Raw genomic sequence first — 19,712 nt, 5'->3', positions numbered from 1 at the left:
GCCCGCGGCAGCAGCCGCCTGACCGGCACGGGACTCGGGCCGCCGACGGGGCCGAACCGATCGGCGACCGGGTCGCCGCGGCGGTCGGCCGGCGAACAGCGAAATGTTTGCTGAAAGGGGCAATGCGGGAACAGCCGGTAGAATACAGTCGTGTTAATCGCACCATCTCGAAGGGCGGGCGCTATGCGTCGAGGTGTTCGTTATCTATTTGTTATGGTCGCGATCACGGCGATGGGTCTAGTCGCTTCACCCGCCCGCGCCCACGCGTCGCTGCCGCTCCCGCAACCCGTCCCCGCGGTTGCCTCGGTTTTGCCGGCTAACGGCGCCGTGGTGGGTGTGGCGCACCCGGTGGTCGTGACGTTCACCGCACCGGTCGGCGATCGCGCCGCCGTCGAGCGGTCCATCCGCGTCACCTCGCCGAGCAACACGCCCGGGCACTTCGAGTGGATCAAGGACGATGTCGTCCAGTGGGTGCCCAATCGGTACTGGCCCGCCCACACCCACGTCTCGGTCGGGATTCAGGCCTTGACGACGGGATTCGACACCGGGGACGCGCTACTCGGTGTCGCCAGCATCTCCGCGCACACCTTCACCGTCAGCCGGAACGGCGAGGTGCTGCGCACGATGCCGGCCTCGATGGGCAAGCCCAGCCGGCCCACGCCGATCGGCAACTTCACCGCCCTGGAAAAGCAGCGCACCGTCGTCATGGACTCCCGCACCATCGGCATTCCACTCAGCTCGCCCGAGGGATACAAGATCACCGCCAGTTATGCGGTTCGTGTCACGTGGAGCGGTGTCTACGTGCACTCGGCACCCTGGTCGGTCGACTCGCAGGGCTACGCCAACGTGAGTCATGGCTGCATCAACCTCAGTCCCGACAACGCCGCCTGGTACTTCAACCAGGTGAACGTCGGCGACCCCATCCAAGTCGTCGCCTGACGCCGGTCGCGCCGGCAAACTTTCGGCGCGGCCCGATCCCCGCTCGCCCGTGCGCCCGCTCGTCGCTGTGACGACCGTCACAACGATCGAACGGAAGACCCGCCCGTGACGGTGAGTTCTCGGTAGACGAGGATCCGAACGGGAGGCTGGCCATGACCGGTGACGCGAAGCACGAGGAATCGACCGCGGCGGGTCCCGGCGGTCCGGCGCGCGCACGGGTGGCCGACCGCATTCGCCAACTCGACGCCACGGACGAACAGTTCCGCAGCACCAAGCCCGATGCGGCCCTGCAACGGGCGGCACGCCAACCCGAGCTTCGCCTCACCCAGATCCTGCAGACCCTCGTCGAGGGCTATGCCGATCGCCCGGCCCTCGGCTGGCGGGCCCGCTCGTCGGTCACCGACCCCGCGACCGGCCGCACCTCCGCGCGGCTACTTCCCCGCTTCGACACCATCAGCTACCGCGACCTGTGGGCCAACGTGGGTGCGATCGCCAGCGCCTGGCGACGCGATTCCGCCAATCCGGTCACGCCCGGAGACTTCGTCGCCACAGTGGGTTTCGCGAGCGCCGAGTACCTCACCGTCGATTTGGTGTGCGGCTACCTTGGCCTGGTGGCGGTGCCGCTGCAACACAACGGGGCGGCGTCACGGTTGCAGCCGATCGTCGCCGAGGTCGAGCCACGGGTGCTCGCGGCGGGCGCCGGCTACCTCGACCTCGCCGTCGAGGCGGCGCTGGGCAGCGCCTCGTTGCGCCGATTGGTGGTGTTCGACTACTCGCCCCAAATCGATGACCAGCGTGAGGCTTTGGAGCGGGCGCGGGCCAAGCTGTCGGCCGCCGGACTCACGGTGACGATCGAGACCTTCGACGAACTGGTCGAGCGCGGTCGCGGATTGCCGCCGGAGCCGGCGTACACCGGCGACACCGACGAGCGCCTGGCGATGATCATGTACACGTCGGGCAGCACCGGACTGCCCAAGGGGGCGATGTACACCGAGCGCATGCTCTCCAAGCTGTGGACCAACGAACTGATGCCCGACTTCGCGGACACGCCGGTGCTGAACGTCAATTTCATGCCGCTCAATCACCTGGGCGGCCGGATACCGCTGTCGACCGCGTTCCAGGCGGGGGGCACCAGTTACTTCGTTCCCGAGAGCGACCTGTCCACGCTGTTCGAAGACTGGAACCTGGTGCGCCCCACCGAAATGGGGTTGGTGCCCCGGGTGGCGGAGATGCTGTACCAGCGCTACCAGAGCGCCGTCGACCGGCGGGTCTCCCAGGGAGCCGACCCGCACACCGCCGACGCCGAGGCGCGGGCGGAGTTGCGCGAGTGGGTCCTGGGTGGGCGCATCGTGACCGCCTTCTGTGGCACGGCGCCGCTGGCCGCGGAGATGCGCGGGTTCGTGGAGACCTGTCTGGACGTGCACGTGCTCGACGGCTACGGGTTGACCGAGGTCGGGATGGTGACCAAGGACGGCCGGATCGCCAAACCCCCGGTCCTCGGCTACAAGCTGGTCGACGTTCCCGAGTTGGGTTATTTCCTCACCGACAAACCCTTTCCACGCGGCGAACTGCTGGTCAAGTCGCTGACCGCCACGCCCGGATACTTCAAGCGCCCGGATGTCACGGCCAACGCCTTCGATCCGGACGGCTACTACCGGACGGGGGACGTGATGGCCGAGCTGGAGCCGGATCGGCTCGCCTATGTCGATCGGCGCAACAACGTATTGAAGCTCGCCCAGGGCGAATTCGTGGCCGTCGCGCGCCTGGAGGCCGTGTTCAGCAGCGCGGCACTGGTCCGCCAGATCTTCGTCTACGGCAACAGCGAACGCCCCTACCTGTTGGCCGTCATCGTGCCGACCGTCGACGCGCTGGACAGGTTCGGCGGCGATCACGACGGGCTCAAGGCCGCCCTCGGTGAATCATTGCGCCACGCAGGCAGACTCGCCGAGCTGCAGTCCTACGAGGTGCCGGCCGACTTTCTCGTCGAGGCCGAGCCGTTCAGCGAGGACAACGGGCTGCTGTCCGGGGTGGGCAAGTTGCTCCGGCCCAAGCTCAAGGAGCGCTACGGCGACCGGCTCGAGCGGTTGTACGCGGACCTGGCCGCCAACCGGGTGACCGAGCTGCGCGCGCTGCGCGACCGCGCGGCCGACCGCCCGGTGATCGACACGCTGGCGCGCGCCGCCGAAGCGCTGCTCGGACTGGCCGGCGGCCCGCCCGAACCCGGCGCGCTGTTCACCGAGCTCGGCGGAGATTCCTTGTCGGCCCTGACCTTCTCCAACCTGCTGCAGGACATCTTCGACGTCGAGGTGCCGGTGGGGATGATCGTCGGACCGGCGACCGACCTGCGGCAGCTCGCGGATTTTGTTGATTCCGAACGTAAGTCGGGCTCGCGGCGGCCGACGTTCGCGACGGTGCACGGGCGTGAGGCCACCGAGGTCCGCGCGGCCGACCTCACCCTGGACAAGTTCATCGACGCGACAACCCTGGCCGCCGCACCGGCCCTGCCGCGGGCCACCGGCACACCGCGCACGGTCCTGTTGACCGGCGCCAACGGTTACCTCGGCCGCTTCCTGTGCCTGGAATGGCTGGAGCGGCTGGCCGAGACCGGCGGGAGGCTGGTCTGCGTCGTGCGCGGCGCCGACGCCGCGGCCGCGGCCGAGCGGCTGGAGCAGGTCTACCGTAGCGGCGATCCACGCCTGGTCGAGCGGTTCCGCGAGCTGGCGGCCGGCCACCTGGAGGTGGTTGCCGGCGACATCGGCCAGCCGAACCTGGGGCTGGACGGCGCGACCTGGGGTGCGCTGGCCCGCAGCGTGGACCTGATCGTTCACCCCGCGGCGCTGGTCAACCACGTCCTGCCCTATGACCAGCTGTTCGGGCCCAACGTCGTTGGCACCGCCGAGATTATCCGCCTGGCGATCACCGAACGGATCAAGCCGGTGACCTACCTGTCCACCGTCGCGGTCGCCATGTCGGTCGATCCGGCCCAGTTCACCGAGGACGGCGACATCCGCGCGATCAGCCCGGTCCGGCCGATCGGGGACAGCTACGCCAACGGGTACGCGAACAGCAAGTGGGCCGGCGAGGTGCTGCTGCGCGAGGCGCACGACCTGTGCGAACTGCCCGTCGCCGTCTTCCGGTCGGACATGATCCTGGCGCACAGCCGCTACGCGGGGCAGTTGAACGTGCCGGACGCGTTCACGCGGCTGATCTTCAGCCTGCTCGTCACCGGCATCGCGCCGTCGTCCTTCTACGAGGCCACCGACGGCGGTGATCGGCCCATCGCCCACTACGACGGGCTGCCCGCGGACTTCGTCGCCGAAGCCGTGACCGCCCTCGGCGAGCAGACCGCCACGGGCGCCGAGGAATCCGAGCCGTCCAGGGTGTTTCGCTCCTTCGACGTGATGAACCCTCACGACGACGGCATCTCGCTGGATGTGTTCGTGGACTGGTTGATCGCCGACGGGCACGACGTCACGCGCATCGACGACTACGACGAGTGGCTGGGACGGTTCGGCACGGCGCTACGGGCCCTGCCCGACGGGCAGCGCCAGCAGTCCGTGCTCCCCTTGCTGGACGCCTACCGGAAGCCGGAAAGGCCGCTGCGCGGTGCGCCGGCCCCGACCGATGTCTTCCGTAACGCGGTTCGGTCGGCCAAACTCGGTGCGGACAACGACATTCCGCACCTGTCGGCGGACCTGATCGCCAAGTACGTCGTCGACCTGCGGCTGCTCGGCCTGCTGTAGCCGGCGTGGCGGAGGGCTAGCCGGGCAGGCCCTTCTTGATCGCGGCGTCCTGCTTGCGCCCGATATCGGTCACCACGGCAGGGTCGATCGGATCGCCGGGCGCGCTGTCGAATTCGAGGTTGGCCAGCGCCCTGCCCTCGCTGAACAGCAACACGCTCACCGCCTGGGAGTTGTCGGGTGAGGTTCCGGAGATCATGGTGCCGTGTGAGCCGACGTCAACCGGCTGCCAGACGCCCTTGACCTGCCGCCGTAATTGGCCTTGGTGTTCTCGATTCCGGCCACCGCCGTCGCGGGGTCGGCGACGATCAGGATGCTGTCGCCGATTCGCCGGCTGCTGTCGGCGCTGGCGAACAATTGCGCCACCCCCGGTGCGTTGTTGGGGTTCGGCACCGGCGGCTGTGGGGCGGTGAGACCCCCGCCGATGTCGGCCGGTGTGATCAGCAGGGCGCTGTAGTCCGTGGGTTGGCCCGGCGACGGACCGGCCACGCTGGAGCTGGTTGACGGACCGGCCGGACCCGAGGACGTCACCGACTCCGCGGGGGCGGCGTTGTGGTTGCCGCCGCACCCGGCCAGGGCAGCGGCGAGCGCAGTCGCGGCGATACCCCGGCCCGCGGCGCCGACCCGAGCAATCTCCATGGGCGTTCCTTTTGCCTCCCGCGGGCGCGGTGCATGCGCCGGCGCAGCCGATGACGGCCAGTGAGTACCCGTTTCGGATGCCTATGCTGAAGTGGGGTCGGCACGTTCGCGACGGGAGGAGATCGACATGGCGGCTGCGCCGGCACGCGCGGTGCGGTTCGACCGGTACGGGGGACGGGAGGTGCTGTACATCGCGGACGTCGACATGCCCGCTCCCGGCCCGGGCGAGGTGGTCGTCGAGGTGCGCGCCGCGGGGATCAACCCGGGCGAGGCCGCCATCCGGAGCGGCGCGATGCATGAGATGTTCCCCGCGACGTTCCCGTCGGGCGAGGGCAGCGACCTCGCCGGCGTCGTCACCGCGGTGGGCGACGGAGTGACCGAATTCGGCCTCGGCGACGAGGTTTTGGGGTTCAGTTTCCGCCGGTCCAGCCATGCCACCCATGTTTCGGTCCCGGTCGGCCAGCTCATCCACAAGCCACCCCAATTGAGTTGGGAGGTGGCGGGATCCCTCTACGTGGTCGGAGTGACGGCGTACGCCGCCGTCCGGGCGGTGGCGCCGCAATCCGGTGAGACGGTCGCGGTCTCCGCCGCCGCGGGCGGGGTCGGCAGCCTCGTCGTGCAACTCCTGGTGCTGCGGCAGGCGCGGGTGCTCGGCATCGCAGGGCGGGGCAACGCCGACTGGCTCCGCGCCCACGGCGTCACCCCGGTCCCCTACGGCGACGGACTGGCCGATCGGCTCCGCGAGGCGGCACCGAATGGGATCGACGCGTTCATCGATCTTTTCGGTCCCGAGTACGTTCAGCTCGCGGTCGACCTCGGCGTCGCACCCGAGCGCATCGACACCATCATCTCGTTCCAGAAGGCCGGCGAGGTGGGCGCCAAGACGGAAGGCAGCGCCGAGGCGTCGACGCCCGAGGTGCTGGCGGAGATGGCCGGCCTCATCGTCAGCGGCGCCATCGATTTCGAGGTCGCCGCCACCTATCCGCTGGACCGCGTCGCCGATGCCTATGCAGAATTGGAGAAACGGCACACCCGCGGGAAAATCGTGCTGCTACCCAACCATTGACAAGAGGCGGGACCGACGACGCCGGTCTGGACAACCTCGTTCACGGCGCCGACGGGCGACACGGGGTCATGGTGTTCCGGTGACCGTCACCGGCGATTGCCGCTCGACGGGTGTCCACCCAGCGAGGCGGTGACGACCGCGATCGGCATCCGCGACACGTACATGTTGGCCCGCTCCTGGGGAGTCAGGGTGGTCCGGGCGTGCACCTTGGTGGCCAGCAGCCGCGCCGACCGCAGCAACGCCCGTCCGCGACCGCTGCCGGTACGACGTTGTGTGACAACCCCGGTACGACGTTGTGTGACAACAAAAGCCATGATCTTCTCCTTGCAGGAGGCCCGATCGGCTCAGCGCCAGTACGCCCGGGCAGCCGTGGCGGCTCGACGCACGCCACCCACTGGGGGCCGTGAAAGCTCAGGCGGCAGAAGGAATGCCGGAACCGGATCGGGACAAGACGGATTTCGGATAGGGACTATCGCCCGGACTCATGTCGCCCTCACCTCCTCACGGCCGCGACACACGCGGGTGCCATCACATGTCACCTGAACGGGAGGGCAGCGAATGGCGGCGAGGTGCCGCGCATCGCACCCCTCTCGTCGGAGCTTCGGCACTGCACGGCGTATCCGGAACGTCATCGATCGTCGCGACCCGGAAGCCACTTGGGCTCAACCCTTGGGTCCGGGAAGAGCTGTCCTGACCCGGGGCGTCTCTCGACGTTCGGGGTCAGTGGCCTGTGTCCATGCAGACGCCTCACCTACCGAGGTGCTTGCGAAACCCTTTGTACACCCCGCCCCGGGGCCCGTCAAACTGGTTTGCGTAACCGTTATCGCAGCTCGCGGCCGCCCCCCACCGGCGCGGGGCCGGTCACCCGTCCGGGCGGCCTACCCTCGACGACATGGCCAACACTCTGCAGGATCCGAAGGTCGCGACGGTGCTCGACCGCATGTACGCCGAGGCGAAGAACCAGATGTCGCTGCTGCGCCAGCGGCATGGCGATTTCGACCGGCCGATGACGGCGCGGGAGCGCGCCGACGCGATGAGCGAGTTCTACATCCCGGTCACGCCGGACGCCGGCCGGCTGCTCTACGCCCTGGTCCGCGCGACCCGCCCGGCGACGGTCGTCGAGTTCGGCATGTCGTTCGGCATCTCCGCCGTTCACCTGGCCTCGGCGGTGCGCGACAACGGCGCCGGCCGGGTGCTGACCACCGAGCTCAACGAAGCCAAGATCGCCGCCGCGCGGCAGACGTTCGCGCAGACCGGCCTCGACGACGTGATCACCATCCTGGAAGGCGACGCGCTGTCCACGCTGGCCGGCTTCGACGGTCCGGTGGACTTCGTCCTGCTCGACGGTTGGAAGGACCTGTATCTGCCCGTGATCGAGCTGCTCGAACCGCGGTTGTCGACGGGGGCGTTGGTGGTCGCCGACAACGCCAGCGCCGCGGACACGCAGCCGTATCTCGACCGGGTGCGCGATCCGGAGAACGGCTACGTCAGCTTCAACTTCCAGGTCCGGGAGAGCGACAGCATGGAGATTAGCTGCCGGACCGGCGATTAGTCCTACCGCAGGGATTCCTCGAGCCACGGCGTCAACCACTTCACCCCTTCGGGTGTGAGGTGGACCCCGTCGCTGCGCACTTTGATGCCGTCGACCTTGGCCGTGTAAACGCCGTCGGGGCACAGCTTTTTGTTGAGGTCCAGGATCTGCACGCCCGGGTGATGACCGACGGTCTTGCGCAGCATGGTGTTCCACAGGTTGACCCGGTCGGGCTGGTCCTCCGGATAGAGGCGGCCGTCCGGCTTTTCGCCGCCCCTGCTGTAGGGCACGGTGGCGACCACCACCCGAACACCGTTGGCGCTCACGATGTTCAGCGCGCGCTCCAGCTCGTTGTTGAGGTAGGCGTCGAAGGTCGGATCACCGATGTGGGTCCACTGCCCCTCGTTCACGCGGTCGACGGTCTCCCAGCGGCCGATGATCAGCAGTGCGACGTCCGGCTGGTCCTGGCTGACCTGCGTCGACCATCTGATCGGCCAGCCGTCGCACGCCGGGCGCTGCTCCAGGGTCTGCCCGATGTAGCGGTAGGGCGTGCCGCGCACCAGGCTGCAGCCGATGACGGTGTGGTCGAGGAACGCGAATCCCGGCGTGGGTGGTAGGTAGTGCATCCAGGTCCACCCGATCGAATCGCCGAAAACCGAAACGGTGAACGGCCGGTTGGGATCGCGAGGTGCGGGCGGGCGGGTGGTGCCCGGCGGTGAGGGGGACACGGCGGCGACCGCCGAGACCCCCGGCGGCAGGCCGGCCTCGCGCAGGGCGGGCCCGGTCCCGACCGGAATCACCAGCAGGGTCACCGCCGCGGCGCTGGCCACCGTCGCGGCGGCCAACGGCAGCAGCGGCACCCGCGCCGGCCGCCAGCGCCGGATGGGTTGCTCGAGCAACCACCAGGACACCGCGGCCAGGGCCATGGTCGCGCCGCAGCGGGCGGCGAACAACGGCAGCCCGGTCCATCCGGTGCGTTCGCCGTTGAGCACCAGAAAGATTGGCCAGTGCCACAGGTAGACGCCGTAAGAGATGGTGCCCAGCCACACCAGCGGCGGCGCGGCCAGGACGCGGGCGACGGCCCCGCGCTGCTCCAACGCCACCGGCGCCACGACGAATACCGCGGCGATCGCGACCCCGATGAGCAGACCGTGCCGGAACTCGCCGGCGCTGCCGGTGGCGTAGTGGGTCGCCGCCGCGAGCCCGGCCAGGCCGGCCGGCGGCAGGATGCGGGCCACGCGCCGGGCCCACCGGGTCCGGATCAGGCACCAGCCCCGGTTCAACGAGGGCCAATCGCGGACCAGCAGGGCCGCCGCGGCGGCGCCGGTGAGCAGTGCCTGCGCGCGGGTATCGGTGCCGAAATAGACGCGGTCCCGGGTGCTGTCGGAGACCATCACCATCGCGGCCGCCGCCGAGGCGAGGGCCCCCACGGTCGCGATGACGAACGTCGCGAAGCGCACGCCCCCGACCGTGGCGCGGCTGAAGCGGCGCCTCGCGCGCGCGGCCAATAGCAGGGTCACCGCGATCAGCAGCACCGGCCACACGAAGTAGTACTGCTCCTCCACCCCGAGCGACCAGGTGTGCTGCAGCGGCGAGGGCGGGGCGCCCTGGGTGAAGTAGTCGGTCTTCTGGGCGACGAACCGCCAGTTGGCCATCCAGACGAACGCCGCGACCGCGTCGTCGCGCAGGCCGGTGACCGACCGATCCGGCAGGAGCTGGCGGGCCGCGGCCACCGTCAGCACCATCAGGACCAGGGCCGGCAGCAGCCGGCGCGCGCGGCGAATCCAGAAGCCGGTCAGCTCGATACGGCCGGTGCGGCCCAGCTCGTCCAGGAGCAGCGCGGTGATCAGGAATCCGCTCAGTACGAAGAAGACGTCGACGCCGATGAATCCGCCGGCCACCCCGGGGATGCCGCCATGCCCCACCAGCACCAGGGCCACGGCGATCGCGCGCAATCCGTCGAGCGCCGGGATGCCGCTGCGCCGCTCAGGTTTATCCCAGATCGCCAGTCGGCCCGCCCGGCGCACCGGAGCCACCCACCGTGGGCGCCGAGCACGACGAGCCGGCGCGGGATCCTTCCCGCCCGGCTCGCTGCTTGCCGTCAGCGCGCCGTAACTACCAACTCGCCCGGCGCCATGGTTGATGCCGATACGTCGCTGCTCCTCCTGTTGAGTTCAGCAAGCCAGCCTAGAGGCGGTTGCGCAGGATTCAGTGGAGGACACGCGACGGCTTTCCGCCGTGGCGCGTTCGGGTTTCGGCCCGAGGCCGCTACTGAGCGGACTTGTCGGGCGCGTAGCCCAAGATGCTCTTGACCTCCAGATATTCGTGGAAGCCGAAGTCACTCCACTCGCGGCCGTTGCCACTGTGTTTGTAGCCACCGAAGGGCGCGTTCATGTCGAAAGCGTGGTTGATCGTGACCCAGCCGGCGCGGATCTTGCGGGCCACTTCGCGGGCCTTGTCGAGGTCTTCTCCCGAGACAAAGCCGGCCAGCCCGTAGTCGGTGTCGTTGGCGAGCTCGACGGCGTGATCGATGTCGTGATATCCCAGGATGCACAGCACCGGCCCGAAGATCTCCTCCCTCGCGATCGTCATGTCATTCGTGACATTCGCGAACACGGTGGGCTGCACGAAGTAACCCTTGTCCAGCCCGGCCGGCCGGCCGGGGCCTCCGGCGATGACGGTCGCGCCCTCGTCGATGCCCCGTTGGATCAGGCGCTGCACTTTGTCGAACTGGGCCCTGGAAGCGACCGGCCCGATCGCCGTCGCGTCGTCGGGGCTGCCCACGCGGACTTGCTCAGCGGCCTCGCGTGCGATGGTGATGGCCTCGTCCATGCGGGAATTCGGCACCAGCATCCGCGAAGGCGCGTTACAGCTCTGCCCGGAATTGGGCATCATGTTCGCGACGCCGGCGCGGACGCCCTCAGCGAAGCCACCGTCGTCGAGGACGATGTTGGGGCTCTTCCCGCCGAGCTCCTGGGTCACCCGCTTCACGGTCGGTGCGGCATTCCTGGCCACCTCGACACCCGCGCGGGTGGACCCGGTGAACGACACCATGTCGATGTCGGGATGGCTCGCCAGGGCCACACCCACGCCCGCGCCGTCACCGTTGATCAGGTTGAACACCCCGGGCGGCACTCCCGCGGCATCCAGGATCTCGGCGAAGATGTACGGCGAATACGGCGCGACCTCAGACGGTTTCAGAATGACGGTGCACCCGGTGGCCAGCGCCGGGTAGACCTTGACCGCGACCTGGTTGATCGGCCAGTTCCACGGCGTGATCAAACCGCAGACACCGATCGGCTCCTTGGCGATCAGCGTGGCGCCGCGTTGTTCGGAAAACGGGAAGTTCTTCAGCACGTCGATGGCCGTGGTCAGGTGACCGATCCCGAGGAAGACCTGCGGCCCGGCGGCCAGCGAGGGCGGTGCGCCGATTTCCTCGGTGACCGCGTCGGCGAGATCGCCGGCGCGCTTCTGGTATTCGGCGAGGATGGCCTGCAACAGGTCCAGGCGCTGTTCGCGGGTGCTTTGCGCCCAGCCGCTGAAGGCTCGCCGGGCCGCTGTGACCGCCACGTCGACGTCGGCGGCCGACCCCAGCGAGATCTTCCCCGAGGCCCGCTCGGTGGCCGGGTTTTCCACGTCGAAAGTGTTGGGCCGCACCGGGTCGACCCATCGCCCGTCTATGTAGAACTTCAGGTATTCACGCATCGAATCGATCCCTTCTTGATCAGTGGCTTTACTGGGTCCCTTCGGCGTACCAGGTGCGGAATCGGTCGTACTTCGGCATCTCCTCGGAGTTGGCCTTCGGGTCGATGCACACGTGCACTACCCCGACTTTCCCACTGGCGTAGGCGCGAGCGATCGCCGGGCCGATCTCCTCTTCCTTCTCGACGTATTCACCGTGGCAGCCGAAGCCCTCGGCGACCTTGTCTATCCGGACGTCCTTGCTCCAATGCACGCCGGGCTGCGGCGACGGCTGCTGAAATGTGCGCTTGTAGACACCCACCTCGAGGCCCCACTGGTGGTCGACACCCACCACGCACACCAGCGGAAGGTTCTGCCGGGCAGCGGTTTCCAGCTCGGCGATGTGGAACAGGAAGGCCGAGTCACTGGTCAGCAGCATGACCGGACGTTTGCCACCCTCGGCGACCGAGGCGCCGACGGCGTACGGCAGGCCCGTGCCCAGGTGACCGAAGTTCTGGTTCCAGATCACGTCGCGCGGTTTGGTCTGCGAGTAGGTCCACTGGAAGATCACGGTCGCTCCCCCGTCGCGCACGAGGATGCCGTCATCGAGTTCGTCGAACGCCTTGGTGGCCTCGACGACATAGCGCGCCGGGTGGATCGGCGAGCGCCCCGACGGTGCCGATTCCGCCACGTCGGCAAGCTCTTTCGCGTCCATTTTGATCAGGTCATCAAGCGCGGGTGCGGGCTTGCGCGGAGCATCCTTGAGCGCCTCGACCAGCTGCGGCACCACGCCCCGCAGATCGCCGACCAGCGCCACGTCGACGGGCCGGTTGACGCCGATGGCGGTCGGATCTTGTTCGACCAGAACCCATTTGCGCTTCGCGTTGTTGGCGGCCCAGTGCTGGGTCCGGCCGTAGTGCATGGGCTCACCGAGCTCTGTCCCCAGCGCGACGCAGAGGTCCGATTCCTCGACGGCGCGGTTGGCGGCCGGGGAGAACAAGTAGGGGAATGTCCTCTCCTGCAGTCCCGGGATGAACGACGTGCCACCGGAGGTCTGGATCACCGGGCAGGCCATCAGCTCGGCCAGCTCCTTGACCTCCTGTTGCGTACGGGAGGTGTGCACGCCGTGGCCCACCAGCAGGATGGGGCTCTGGGCCTCGCGGATCAGCTTCACGGCCGCGGCCACCTCGCGGGTGCCGGCGCCCTGGTTGACCAGCCGGTACGCCGACGGGCCCGGCGCCTCGGCGACAGCGAGTTCCTCGAGGATGACGTGCGACGGGTACTCGATGTAGGCCGGGCCCGGCGTGCCCGACATGGCCCGCCGGATCGCCTCGTGGACGATCTCGTCGGTCTGATCGGCATATTCGATGGAGGCACTGTACTTGACTGACGATGTGAAAAGTGGCTCCTGGCGGACGAATTGGATGCGTCCGCGGCGGACCCGGCGCTCGGTGATGCGGGCGCGCTGACCGCCGAGGAATATCACCGGCGAGTTCTCCACCAACGCACATTGGATCGCTCCGGCGATGTTGGCCATTCCCGGGCCGAGCGTGCCGATGCACAGCCCCGGCTTACCCGTCATGCGCGACGCCGCCTCCGCCATGAATCCCGCGCTCAGTTCGTGGTGTGGTGCGACCACCGACCACCCGCGGGCGTCGGCCTCGGCGAACATGTGCACGAAGTTCGGGTCCGGAATGCCGAACAGGGTATTCACCCCCTCGGCCTCGAACAGGTCGAGAATGCGCTTGTAGACGGGCACACCCATGGTTAAAGATCCCTTCCTTCGCGAGCAGTCGCAAAATCGTCCTGTGGACGAAGATTTGGGGCGACTTTGTGTCTGCTCGCGCTGATTTCGGCGAGCACTTCCTCGGTGTGCGCGCCGAGCTCGGGCGCCGGTCCCGCGATCCGGCCCGGCGTCTGCGAGAACCAGGTGGGTACGCCCGGGAAACGCACCGGCCCGTGCGGGGTGTCCACCGTCTCGAACATGCCGACGGCGTTGAGATGGGGATCGTCGAACAGCGCGCCGGGTGTGTTCAGCGGTGCGGCCGGGATTTCGAGTTGGCGCAGTAGCGCCAGCCACTCCGCGGTGGAACGCTCTTTCATCGTCTCGGCCACCAGCCCGTACACGGTGTCGATCTCGCGGGCGCGCTGTTCCAGCGTGGAATACAGCTCGCTTGCCCAAGGCGGGCGCACGGCTTCGATGAAAGCGTTCCAGTGCTTGTCGTTGTAGATCAACGCGGCGATGTAGCCATCGCTGGTGCGGTACGGGCGGCGGTTGGGCGCCACGGTGCGCGGATACACCGCAGGGCCAAGGGGAGGGTCGAACAGGGCGCCGTTGGCATGTTCGACGAGCATGAACGAGGCCATCGTCTCGAACATGGCGACCTCGACCTCTTGCCCCTGTCCGGTGCGCTCGCGATGGAACAGCGCCATCGTGGTCGCGTACAGCGCCGTCAACCCCGCAATCTTGTCGGCCATGATGGTCCCGACGTAGTCGGCCTCGCCGGTCAGCTGTTGCTGCACCGCCGGCAGGCCGCATTCCGCCTGGATGGTGTCGTCGTAGGCGGGCCGGTCACGATCGGGCCCACGGCGCCCATACCCGTAGCAATTGGTGTAGACGATCTCCGGATTGACCGCGGCCACATCCTCGTATCCGAACCCGAGCCTGGCGATTGCTTTGGCGCGCATCGAGTGGATGAACACGTCGGCGGTCTCGACAAGTGCGCGCAAGGCGCGCTTTCCGGTATCGGTTTGCAGGTCCAGCACGACGCTGCGCTTGCCCCGGTTGACGTTGACGAAGACCCCGCTCATGCCCGGCGCGGGACCTACCGAGATGTACCGGGTGTTATCGCCCTGTGGGGGTTCGACTTTGATTACATCGGCGCCCATGTCCGCCATGATCTGGGTGCAGTACGGCCCCATCACCATCGCGGTGAGATCGACGACGCGCACACCGGTCATCGGGCCCCGGCGCCCCCGATCAGCCATGTAGCGCGCCCCGATCATTGGACCGGTGCGCCAAGCCGAAGCTGTAGCGGATGTGCTCGGCGTGGCCGTCCGGCAGGACCGGAAAGATCAGCGGTGCCTCGATGTTTCGGATCGCATCGAAGTGCTCGCCGACGTCCTCGATCGTCCACGACGGCCGGCAAACGCCGGGGCTTTCGGCGATGACCGCGCGCGCGACGCGGCCCGCCAGGGCGACGAACATCTCCCCGCTCACCGAACAGGATTCGTGTGCCAGCCAGCCCACGACAGGAGCAACAAGCTCCGGGCCCATCGGTGGGTACGCCGAGGTGTCGATGCCCTCGGCCATCCTGGTCACCGCGGCCGGCACGATCACGTTGCACGTCACGCCGTCGGCGGCACCTTCGAGCGCCACGACGTTGGACAACCCGATCACACCCGCCTTGGCGGCCGCGTAGTTGGCCACGTTGCGGTTTCCGTACAGGCCCCCGATCGACGAGGTGAGTACGATCCGCCCGTAGCCCGCCCGGCACATGACCGGAAAGGCCTGTCGCACAACGTTGAACGCTCCGCGCAGATGTACGTCGAGCACCGCGTCGAAGTCCTCGTACTCCATCTCGTTCAGCGACGCGGGCCGCACGTTGCCGGCGTTGTGGATCAGGACATCGATCCGGCCGTAGCGCTCGAGGGCGGTCCGGACGATCGCGGCGGCGCCGTCGCGGGTCGCGACCGACGCGGTGCAGGCGACCGCTTCGCCTCCGGCCGCCCTGATCGCATCGACCACCTGCCCGGCCGGGGCGGCATCGGCCCCGTCGCCGGCGAGGCTGCCGCCGTGGTCGTTGACGACGACGTTGGCGCCCCGCTCGGCGAGCAGTTGCGCGTACGCGCGACCCAGCCCGCGGCCGGCGCCGGTCACGACGGCCACGCGGTCGTCAAATCTCGCGACCGTCATGAGTCCAAGACCAGCCCTTCCAGGTCGCCCTTGTCGCGCCAGACCCGCAGCACGTCGCCAAAGGCGTAGAACCCCGGCCCATACGGTTCACCCAGGTGCGATCGGATTCCCTCACCCCCACCGCCACCTTCGTTGTTGTAATAGCCGGGCGTGCACTGGGCGTCGAACGCCGAGTTGTCGACGGCGGTCTGCCGGATCGTGGCGCACCAATCGTCCTGCGCGCCTTGGCTCGGCTCCACGGTCGCCACACCCCGGGCCAGGGCTTGAGCGATGATGTAGGCGATGTGTTCGCCCTGCACCTCGTAGTTGGCGGCGATGTTGGCGGAGATGCCGACCTGGGTGAAGCCGGTGTAGAACTGGTTCGGGAATCCCCGGCTGGTCATCCCGTGCAGCGTTTTATAGCCATCGCGCCAGTGGTCGAACAGCGACAATCCGTCGCGTCCCCGGATCGTCTGGATCGAATGGCGCCGGCTGATGTCGGTGGTGATCTCGAAGCCGCTGGCATAGATGATGCAGTCGACTTCGTACTCGACGCCGTTGGCCACCAATCCCTTTTCGGTGATCCGCTCCACGCCTTTGGAATCGGAGACGTCGACGAGAGTGACATTGGGCCGGTTGAACGTCGGCAGGTATTCGTCGTTGGACAGCGGCCGCTTGCACAGAAACCGGTAGTAGGGCTTCAGCGCCTCCGCGGTCTGCGGGTCCTCGACGATCGCGTCGATGCGGCGGCGCAGCCGCTCCATCAACTTGTAGTCCTCTTCCTCACGGATGGCCATGAACTGCTCGGGGGTCATCGACGCGGGGTCATCCAGGGCGAGGACCCGCGCGGCGGTGTTGCGGCCGAGCTCGGTCCAGAAGTCACACACCAGGTCCGGCTGGCCCGGCGCCATGCCCTCGAACGTCCACGAGTGAAAATTGCGTTGCCGCTCCTTCTGCCAGCCCGGCCGCAACGACTTCGCCCACTTCGGGTCGGTGGGCGCGTTGTTGCGCTCGTCGACCGTCGAGGGGGTGCGCTGGAAGACGTAGAGGTGCTGGGCGTCTCGGGCCAGGAACGGGACGATCTGGATGGCGGTGGCGCCGGTCCCGATGACGGCGATCTTCTTGTCCGCGAGCTTGTGCAGGTTGCCGCCCGTGTCGCCGCCGGTGTAGTCGTAATCCCACCGCGACGAGTGGAAAGCGTGTCCCTTGAAGTCCTTGATCCCGGGAATGCCGGGAAGCTTCGGCCGGTGGAACGGGCCCGACGCCAGCACCACGAACCGGGCACGGATGTCGTCGCCGCGGTTGGTGCCGATTCTCCAGCGTTTGATCTCCTCATCCCAACGCAGGTCCCGCACCTGGGTGGAGAAGATCGCCGAGTCGTAGAGGCCGAAGTGTTTGCCGATGTTCCGGCAGTGCTGGAAGATCTCGGCACCGTCGGCGAATTTCTTCGACGGCATGAAGTCGAGCTCTTCGAGCAGCGGTATGTAACAGTAGGATTCGTTGTCGCACTGAATTCCGGGATAGCGGTTCCAGTACCAGACACCGCCGAAGTCACCGCCGAGCTCGATGATCCGCACGTCGTCGACGCCCGCCTTCTTCAGGTGAACGGCGGACAGCAGGCCTCCGAAGCCGCCGCCGAGCACCGCCACGTCGATGTCCTCGGCGATCGGGGCGCGCGGCGTCACGGGCGTGTAGGGGTCGACTTCGTAGTAGCCCGCGAAGTCGTCCTCCAATTCGATGTATTGCTTGGAACCTTCCTTGCGCAGCCGCTTTTCCCGTTCGAGCCGGTACTTTTCGCGTAGCGCGAGAATATCGATGTCGTCGGGCGTCCGGGTCGGCCCGCAATTGTCTTGGTGATTGTCCAGCTCGCGGGTCATGCGTGTGGCTGCTCCTCATCCGAAAGTTTCCGGGGCGCGCCGGTACCCATGTATTTCGACAATTGGTAGTGCAGGTTGACGGTGCTGCGTTCGCGGTACGGGTTGGGCTTGGTGCCCGGAAAGCCGAGGGATTTCATGCCCCGCTGGACGGCGGCCATGTTGGAGAAGTCCTGCGGCAGCACCGACCGCCACCTGGGGTCGCCGACCGGTGTGTACTCCCATTCCGTCTGGGGTTCTTCGCCTTTGGGGTACAGCTCGAACACCGAAACCTCGAAGATGCATCTGTCCGGGTTGTAGCTGGGATGCGGCCGCGCGCCGTAACACAGCGCGCTGGTCAGGCCCTGGCCTATCTGGAAGTTCGGAAAGACCTGCCATGCTGTGCCGGCCTGCCCGAGGATGTCGGGCGGGATCGTCGGCCAGATCACGCCGCGGGCTTCGTCGTCGCGGCGCGCCGACGCCAGCCAGTGTTCGAGAACTCTGTCCGCCGGTGTGCCCTCGGGCAGCTCGTCGACCAGCCGCTTGGCGGCATCCACCAGCGTCTGCGTGGTGGTGGCGTTGGTTTCCTCCATCGTGTACACCTGCATCTGCGCGGTCGACACCCGCGGATCGGCACCCGTGCCCAACCGGATCTTGGATTTGGTGGCTTCCAAGTCTTCCGGTGCGTCGTAACCGATGTTGCTGTGCTTGCCTTGCGCCTTCGCCCAGCCCTTGAACTCACCGAACTGGTTGAACTCCGGGTGCGTGGTGTAGACGTGGTAGGTCTCGTTGAAGGCCTCGAGCGCCACCTTCCAGTTGCAGTCGAAGTCCAGCCACTTGCGCCACTTGAAGCGCATGTTCTCCAGTCCGAAGGGATCCAGGATCTTCGCGGCCGGGAACAGGTAATCGGCCAGCGGTTCGCAGTCGGGGTCCATGTTGATCCACAGCCAACCGCCCCAGGTGTCGACCCTGACCGGCCGGAGGTGGGTGTTGTCGGGCGTCAGCGCTTCCTGCCAGTCCTGCTGTTCACGGATGTGCGTGCACGCACCGTCCAGGCCATAGGTCCAGCCGTGGAATCCGCAGACGAACGATTTGCGGGTGCGGCCGCGGGCGTTCTTCGCGCCTTCGGGTGTGTCGATCAACCGCCGACCGCGATGCATGCAGACGTTGTGATGGGCGTGAAATTCGTGGTCGCCGGTGCGCACCACGATGATCGAGTCGTCCAGGATGTCGTAGCTCAGGTAGCTGCCCACCTCGGGCAGCTCCTCGACCCGGCCGACCTGCTGCCAGACCTTCCGCCAGAGTTTGTCGCGTTCGGCGCGCGCGTAGCTCTCACTGATGTACGCCTCGACGCCGATTGTCATCGGGTGCGACAGCTCCTCGGCCGCTGCGGAATTCGCGTTTTTGGCCAGGTCGGTCATCACATCCTCCTAATCGCCGCGCGGAAGGATTCGTCCTTGAGGAACAAAGAGGTGTTGTCTGCGCCCAGATGGCTCCATTTGAGGTCGAGCCCACCGTCGACGAGCAGGGTCTGGCCGGTGATGTAGCTCGACAAGTCCGACAGCAGGAACAGGATCGCGCCGGCCTGCTCCTCGGGCCGTCCGCGCCGCCCCATCGCGATGGCCTGCCGATCCCGGTCGGGATCATCGTCGACGTAGGTACGCGAGGCCGCGGTTTCGGTGACGCCGGGAGCCACCGCGTTCACCCGGATTCCGGCCTCCGCCAGCTCGAGGGCCATGGTGCGGGTCATCGCCGTGATGGCGGCCTTGGCGGTCCCGTAGGCGATGTGAAACGGCGCGGTGTTCATGCCGCTGATGGAGGAGATCGACACGATCGATCCTTGCCGCTGTTGCGCGACCAGTTCGGCGGCGACGGCGCGGCTCATGAAGAAGGCCGTCTCGAGGTTGTCGGCGAAGATGGTTCGCCAGTCGGCGCGAGTCACCCTGGTCGACGGCATCCACGTCGACGGCGCCGCGCCGCCGGCGACATTGACCAGACCGTAAAGCTCCCCGACGGCATCGCGGGTGTGCCCGACCACCGAGGCGATGCCCTCGTCCGTCGACGCGTCGGCCGCAACGGGAATAACCGCCAAACCCTCCTGGGCGAGCGGAACGACGTGCTCGTCGAGGTTCTCCTTCGACCGGCTCACCGCGATCACGGTGGCCCCCGCCCGGGCGGTCATCGCCGCAACGGTGGTGCCGATACCGCCGCCTCCGGCGCCGGATACCACAACGATGCGGCCGTCGAGTCTGAGGAGGTCCTCCATGGCCTACTTCCGCCCACCACGGGATGTGCAGCAATCTTGTCCGGACAAAATATCGCGTTCTGTCGCTTGGAGAACACTATTCCCATCGTGGAACTCGGCTGT

General features: G+C 67.7%; 13 protein-coding genes, 1 pseudogene and 1 riboswitch. Of the genes and pseudogenes, 4 read left to right on the top strand and 10 right to left on the bottom strand.

Going from position 1 to position 19,712, the window contains the following annotated elements; translation table 11 throughout:
* Positions 1-183: 183 nt before the first annotated feature.
* Complete coding sequence (locus tag HMPREF0591_RS04115; RefSeq protein ID WP_007167160.1) at positions 184-939, top strand: L,D-transpeptidase; 756 nt, start codon at positions 184-186, stop codon at positions 937-939.
* A 152-nt stretch (positions 940-1,091) separates the two neighbouring features.
* On the top strand, positions 1,092-4,682 hold the full coding sequence (gene car, locus HMPREF0591_RS04110; protein ID WP_007167159.1) for a carboxylic acid reductase: 3,591 nt from the start codon (positions 1,092-1,094) through the stop codon (positions 4,680-4,682).
* A gap of 16 nt (positions 4,683-4,698) precedes the next feature.
* Here the strand turns inward: car and HMPREF0591_RS04105 are convergent.
* Positions 4,699-5,318 (bottom strand): annotated as a pseudogene (locus HMPREF0591_RS04105) (hypothetical protein).
* A gap of 127 nt (positions 5,319-5,445) precedes the next feature.
* Here HMPREF0591_RS04105 and HMPREF0591_RS04100 point away from each other — a divergent pair.
* Entirely contained in the window at positions 5,446-6,384 is a 939-nt protein-coding gene (locus HMPREF0591_RS04100) for an NADP-dependent oxidoreductase (protein WP_040621072.1), read from the top strand.
* A gap of 86 nt (positions 6,385-6,470) precedes the next feature.
* Here the strand turns inward: HMPREF0591_RS04100 and HMPREF0591_RS32120 are convergent, their stop codons facing one another.
* Positions 6,471-6,698 (bottom strand): hypothetical protein, encoded by a 228-nt coding sequence (locus HMPREF0591_RS32120; protein WP_007167155.1) that lies wholly within the window; start codon positions 6,696-6,698, stop codon positions 6,471-6,473.
* 264 nt (positions 6,699-6,962) lie between these two features.
* A riboswitch (M-box (ykoK) riboswitch) is annotated at positions 6,963-7,150 on the bottom strand.
* A 126-nt stretch (positions 7,151-7,276) separates the two neighbouring features.
* Between HMPREF0591_RS32120 and HMPREF0591_RS04095 the strand changes: the two genes are divergently transcribed.
* Positions 7,277-7,936, top strand: a complete 660-nt coding sequence (locus tag HMPREF0591_RS04095) for an O-methyltransferase (RefSeq protein ID WP_007167154.1) — start codon at positions 7,277-7,279, stop codon at positions 7,934-7,936.
* 2 nt (positions 7,937-7,938) lie between these two features.
* On the opposite strand, the gene HMPREF0591_RS04090 is transcribed toward HMPREF0591_RS04095, so the two are convergent.
* From HMPREF0591_RS04090 to HMPREF0591_RS04055, 8 genes are all read right to left on the bottom strand, one after another.
* Positions 7,939-9,942: an acyltransferase family protein gene (locus HMPREF0591_RS04090; protein WP_007167153.1), complete on the bottom strand. Its 2,004-nt coding sequence runs from the start codon at positions 9,940-9,942 to the stop codon at positions 7,939-7,941.
* 241 nt (positions 9,943-10,183) lie between these two features.
* Positions 10,184-11,620 carry an aldehyde dehydrogenase family protein gene (locus HMPREF0591_RS04085; RefSeq protein ID WP_007167152.1) on the bottom strand — a complete coding sequence of 479 codons (1,437 nt, stop codon included), beginning with the start codon at positions 11,618-11,620 and terminating at the stop codon, positions 10,184-10,186.
* Positions 11,621-11,648: 28 nt separating this feature from the next.
* Positions 11,649-13,361 carry a thiamine pyrophosphate-binding protein gene (locus tag HMPREF0591_RS04080; RefSeq protein ID WP_007167151.1) on the bottom strand — a complete coding sequence of 571 codons (1,713 nt, stop codon included), beginning with the start codon at positions 13,359-13,361 and terminating at the stop codon, positions 11,649-11,651.
* A gap of 2 nt (positions 13,362-13,363) precedes the next feature.
* Positions 13,364-14,557, bottom strand: a complete 1,194-nt coding sequence (locus HMPREF0591_RS04075) for a CaiB/BaiF CoA transferase family protein (RefSeq protein ID WP_040621812.1) — start codon at positions 14,555-14,557, stop codon at positions 13,364-13,366.
* A gap of 19 nt (positions 14,558-14,576) precedes the next feature.
* On the bottom strand, positions 14,577-15,512 hold the full coding sequence (locus tag HMPREF0591_RS04070) for an SDR family NAD(P)-dependent oxidoreductase (protein WP_007167149.1): 936 nt from the start codon (positions 15,510-15,512) through the stop codon (positions 14,577-14,579).
* Positions 15,509-17,368 carry a flavin-containing monooxygenase gene (locus HMPREF0591_RS04065; protein ID WP_007167148.1) on the bottom strand — a complete coding sequence of 620 codons (1,860 nt, stop codon included), beginning with the start codon at positions 17,366-17,368 and terminating at the stop codon, positions 15,509-15,511. The genes HMPREF0591_RS04070 and HMPREF0591_RS04065 overlap by 4 nt, the downstream gene beginning before the upstream one ends.
* Positions 17,365-18,765 (bottom strand): aromatic ring-hydroxylating oxygenase subunit alpha, encoded by a 1,401-nt coding sequence (locus HMPREF0591_RS04060; protein WP_007167147.1) that lies wholly within the window; start codon positions 18,763-18,765, stop codon positions 17,365-17,367. Before HMPREF0591_RS04060 ends, HMPREF0591_RS04065 begins: the two co-directional genes overlap by 4 nt.
* On the bottom strand, positions 18,765-19,610 hold the full coding sequence (locus HMPREF0591_RS04055) for an SDR family NAD(P)-dependent oxidoreductase (RefSeq protein WP_007167146.1): 846 nt from the start codon (positions 19,608-19,610) through the stop codon (positions 18,765-18,767). Before HMPREF0591_RS04055 ends, HMPREF0591_RS04060 begins: the two co-directional genes overlap by 1 nt.
* Positions 19,611-19,712 lie beyond the last annotated feature (102 nt).

It is taken from the genome of Mycobacterium parascrofulaceum ATCC BAA-614 (assembly GCF_000164135.1).
Classification (GTDB): Bacteria; Actinomycetota; Actinomycetes; order Mycobacteriales; family Mycobacteriaceae; genus Mycobacterium; species Mycobacterium parascrofulaceum.
The sequence above is the reverse complement of the archived record's forward strand: the minus strand, read 5'-3'. Positions and strand labels throughout refer to the sequence as shown.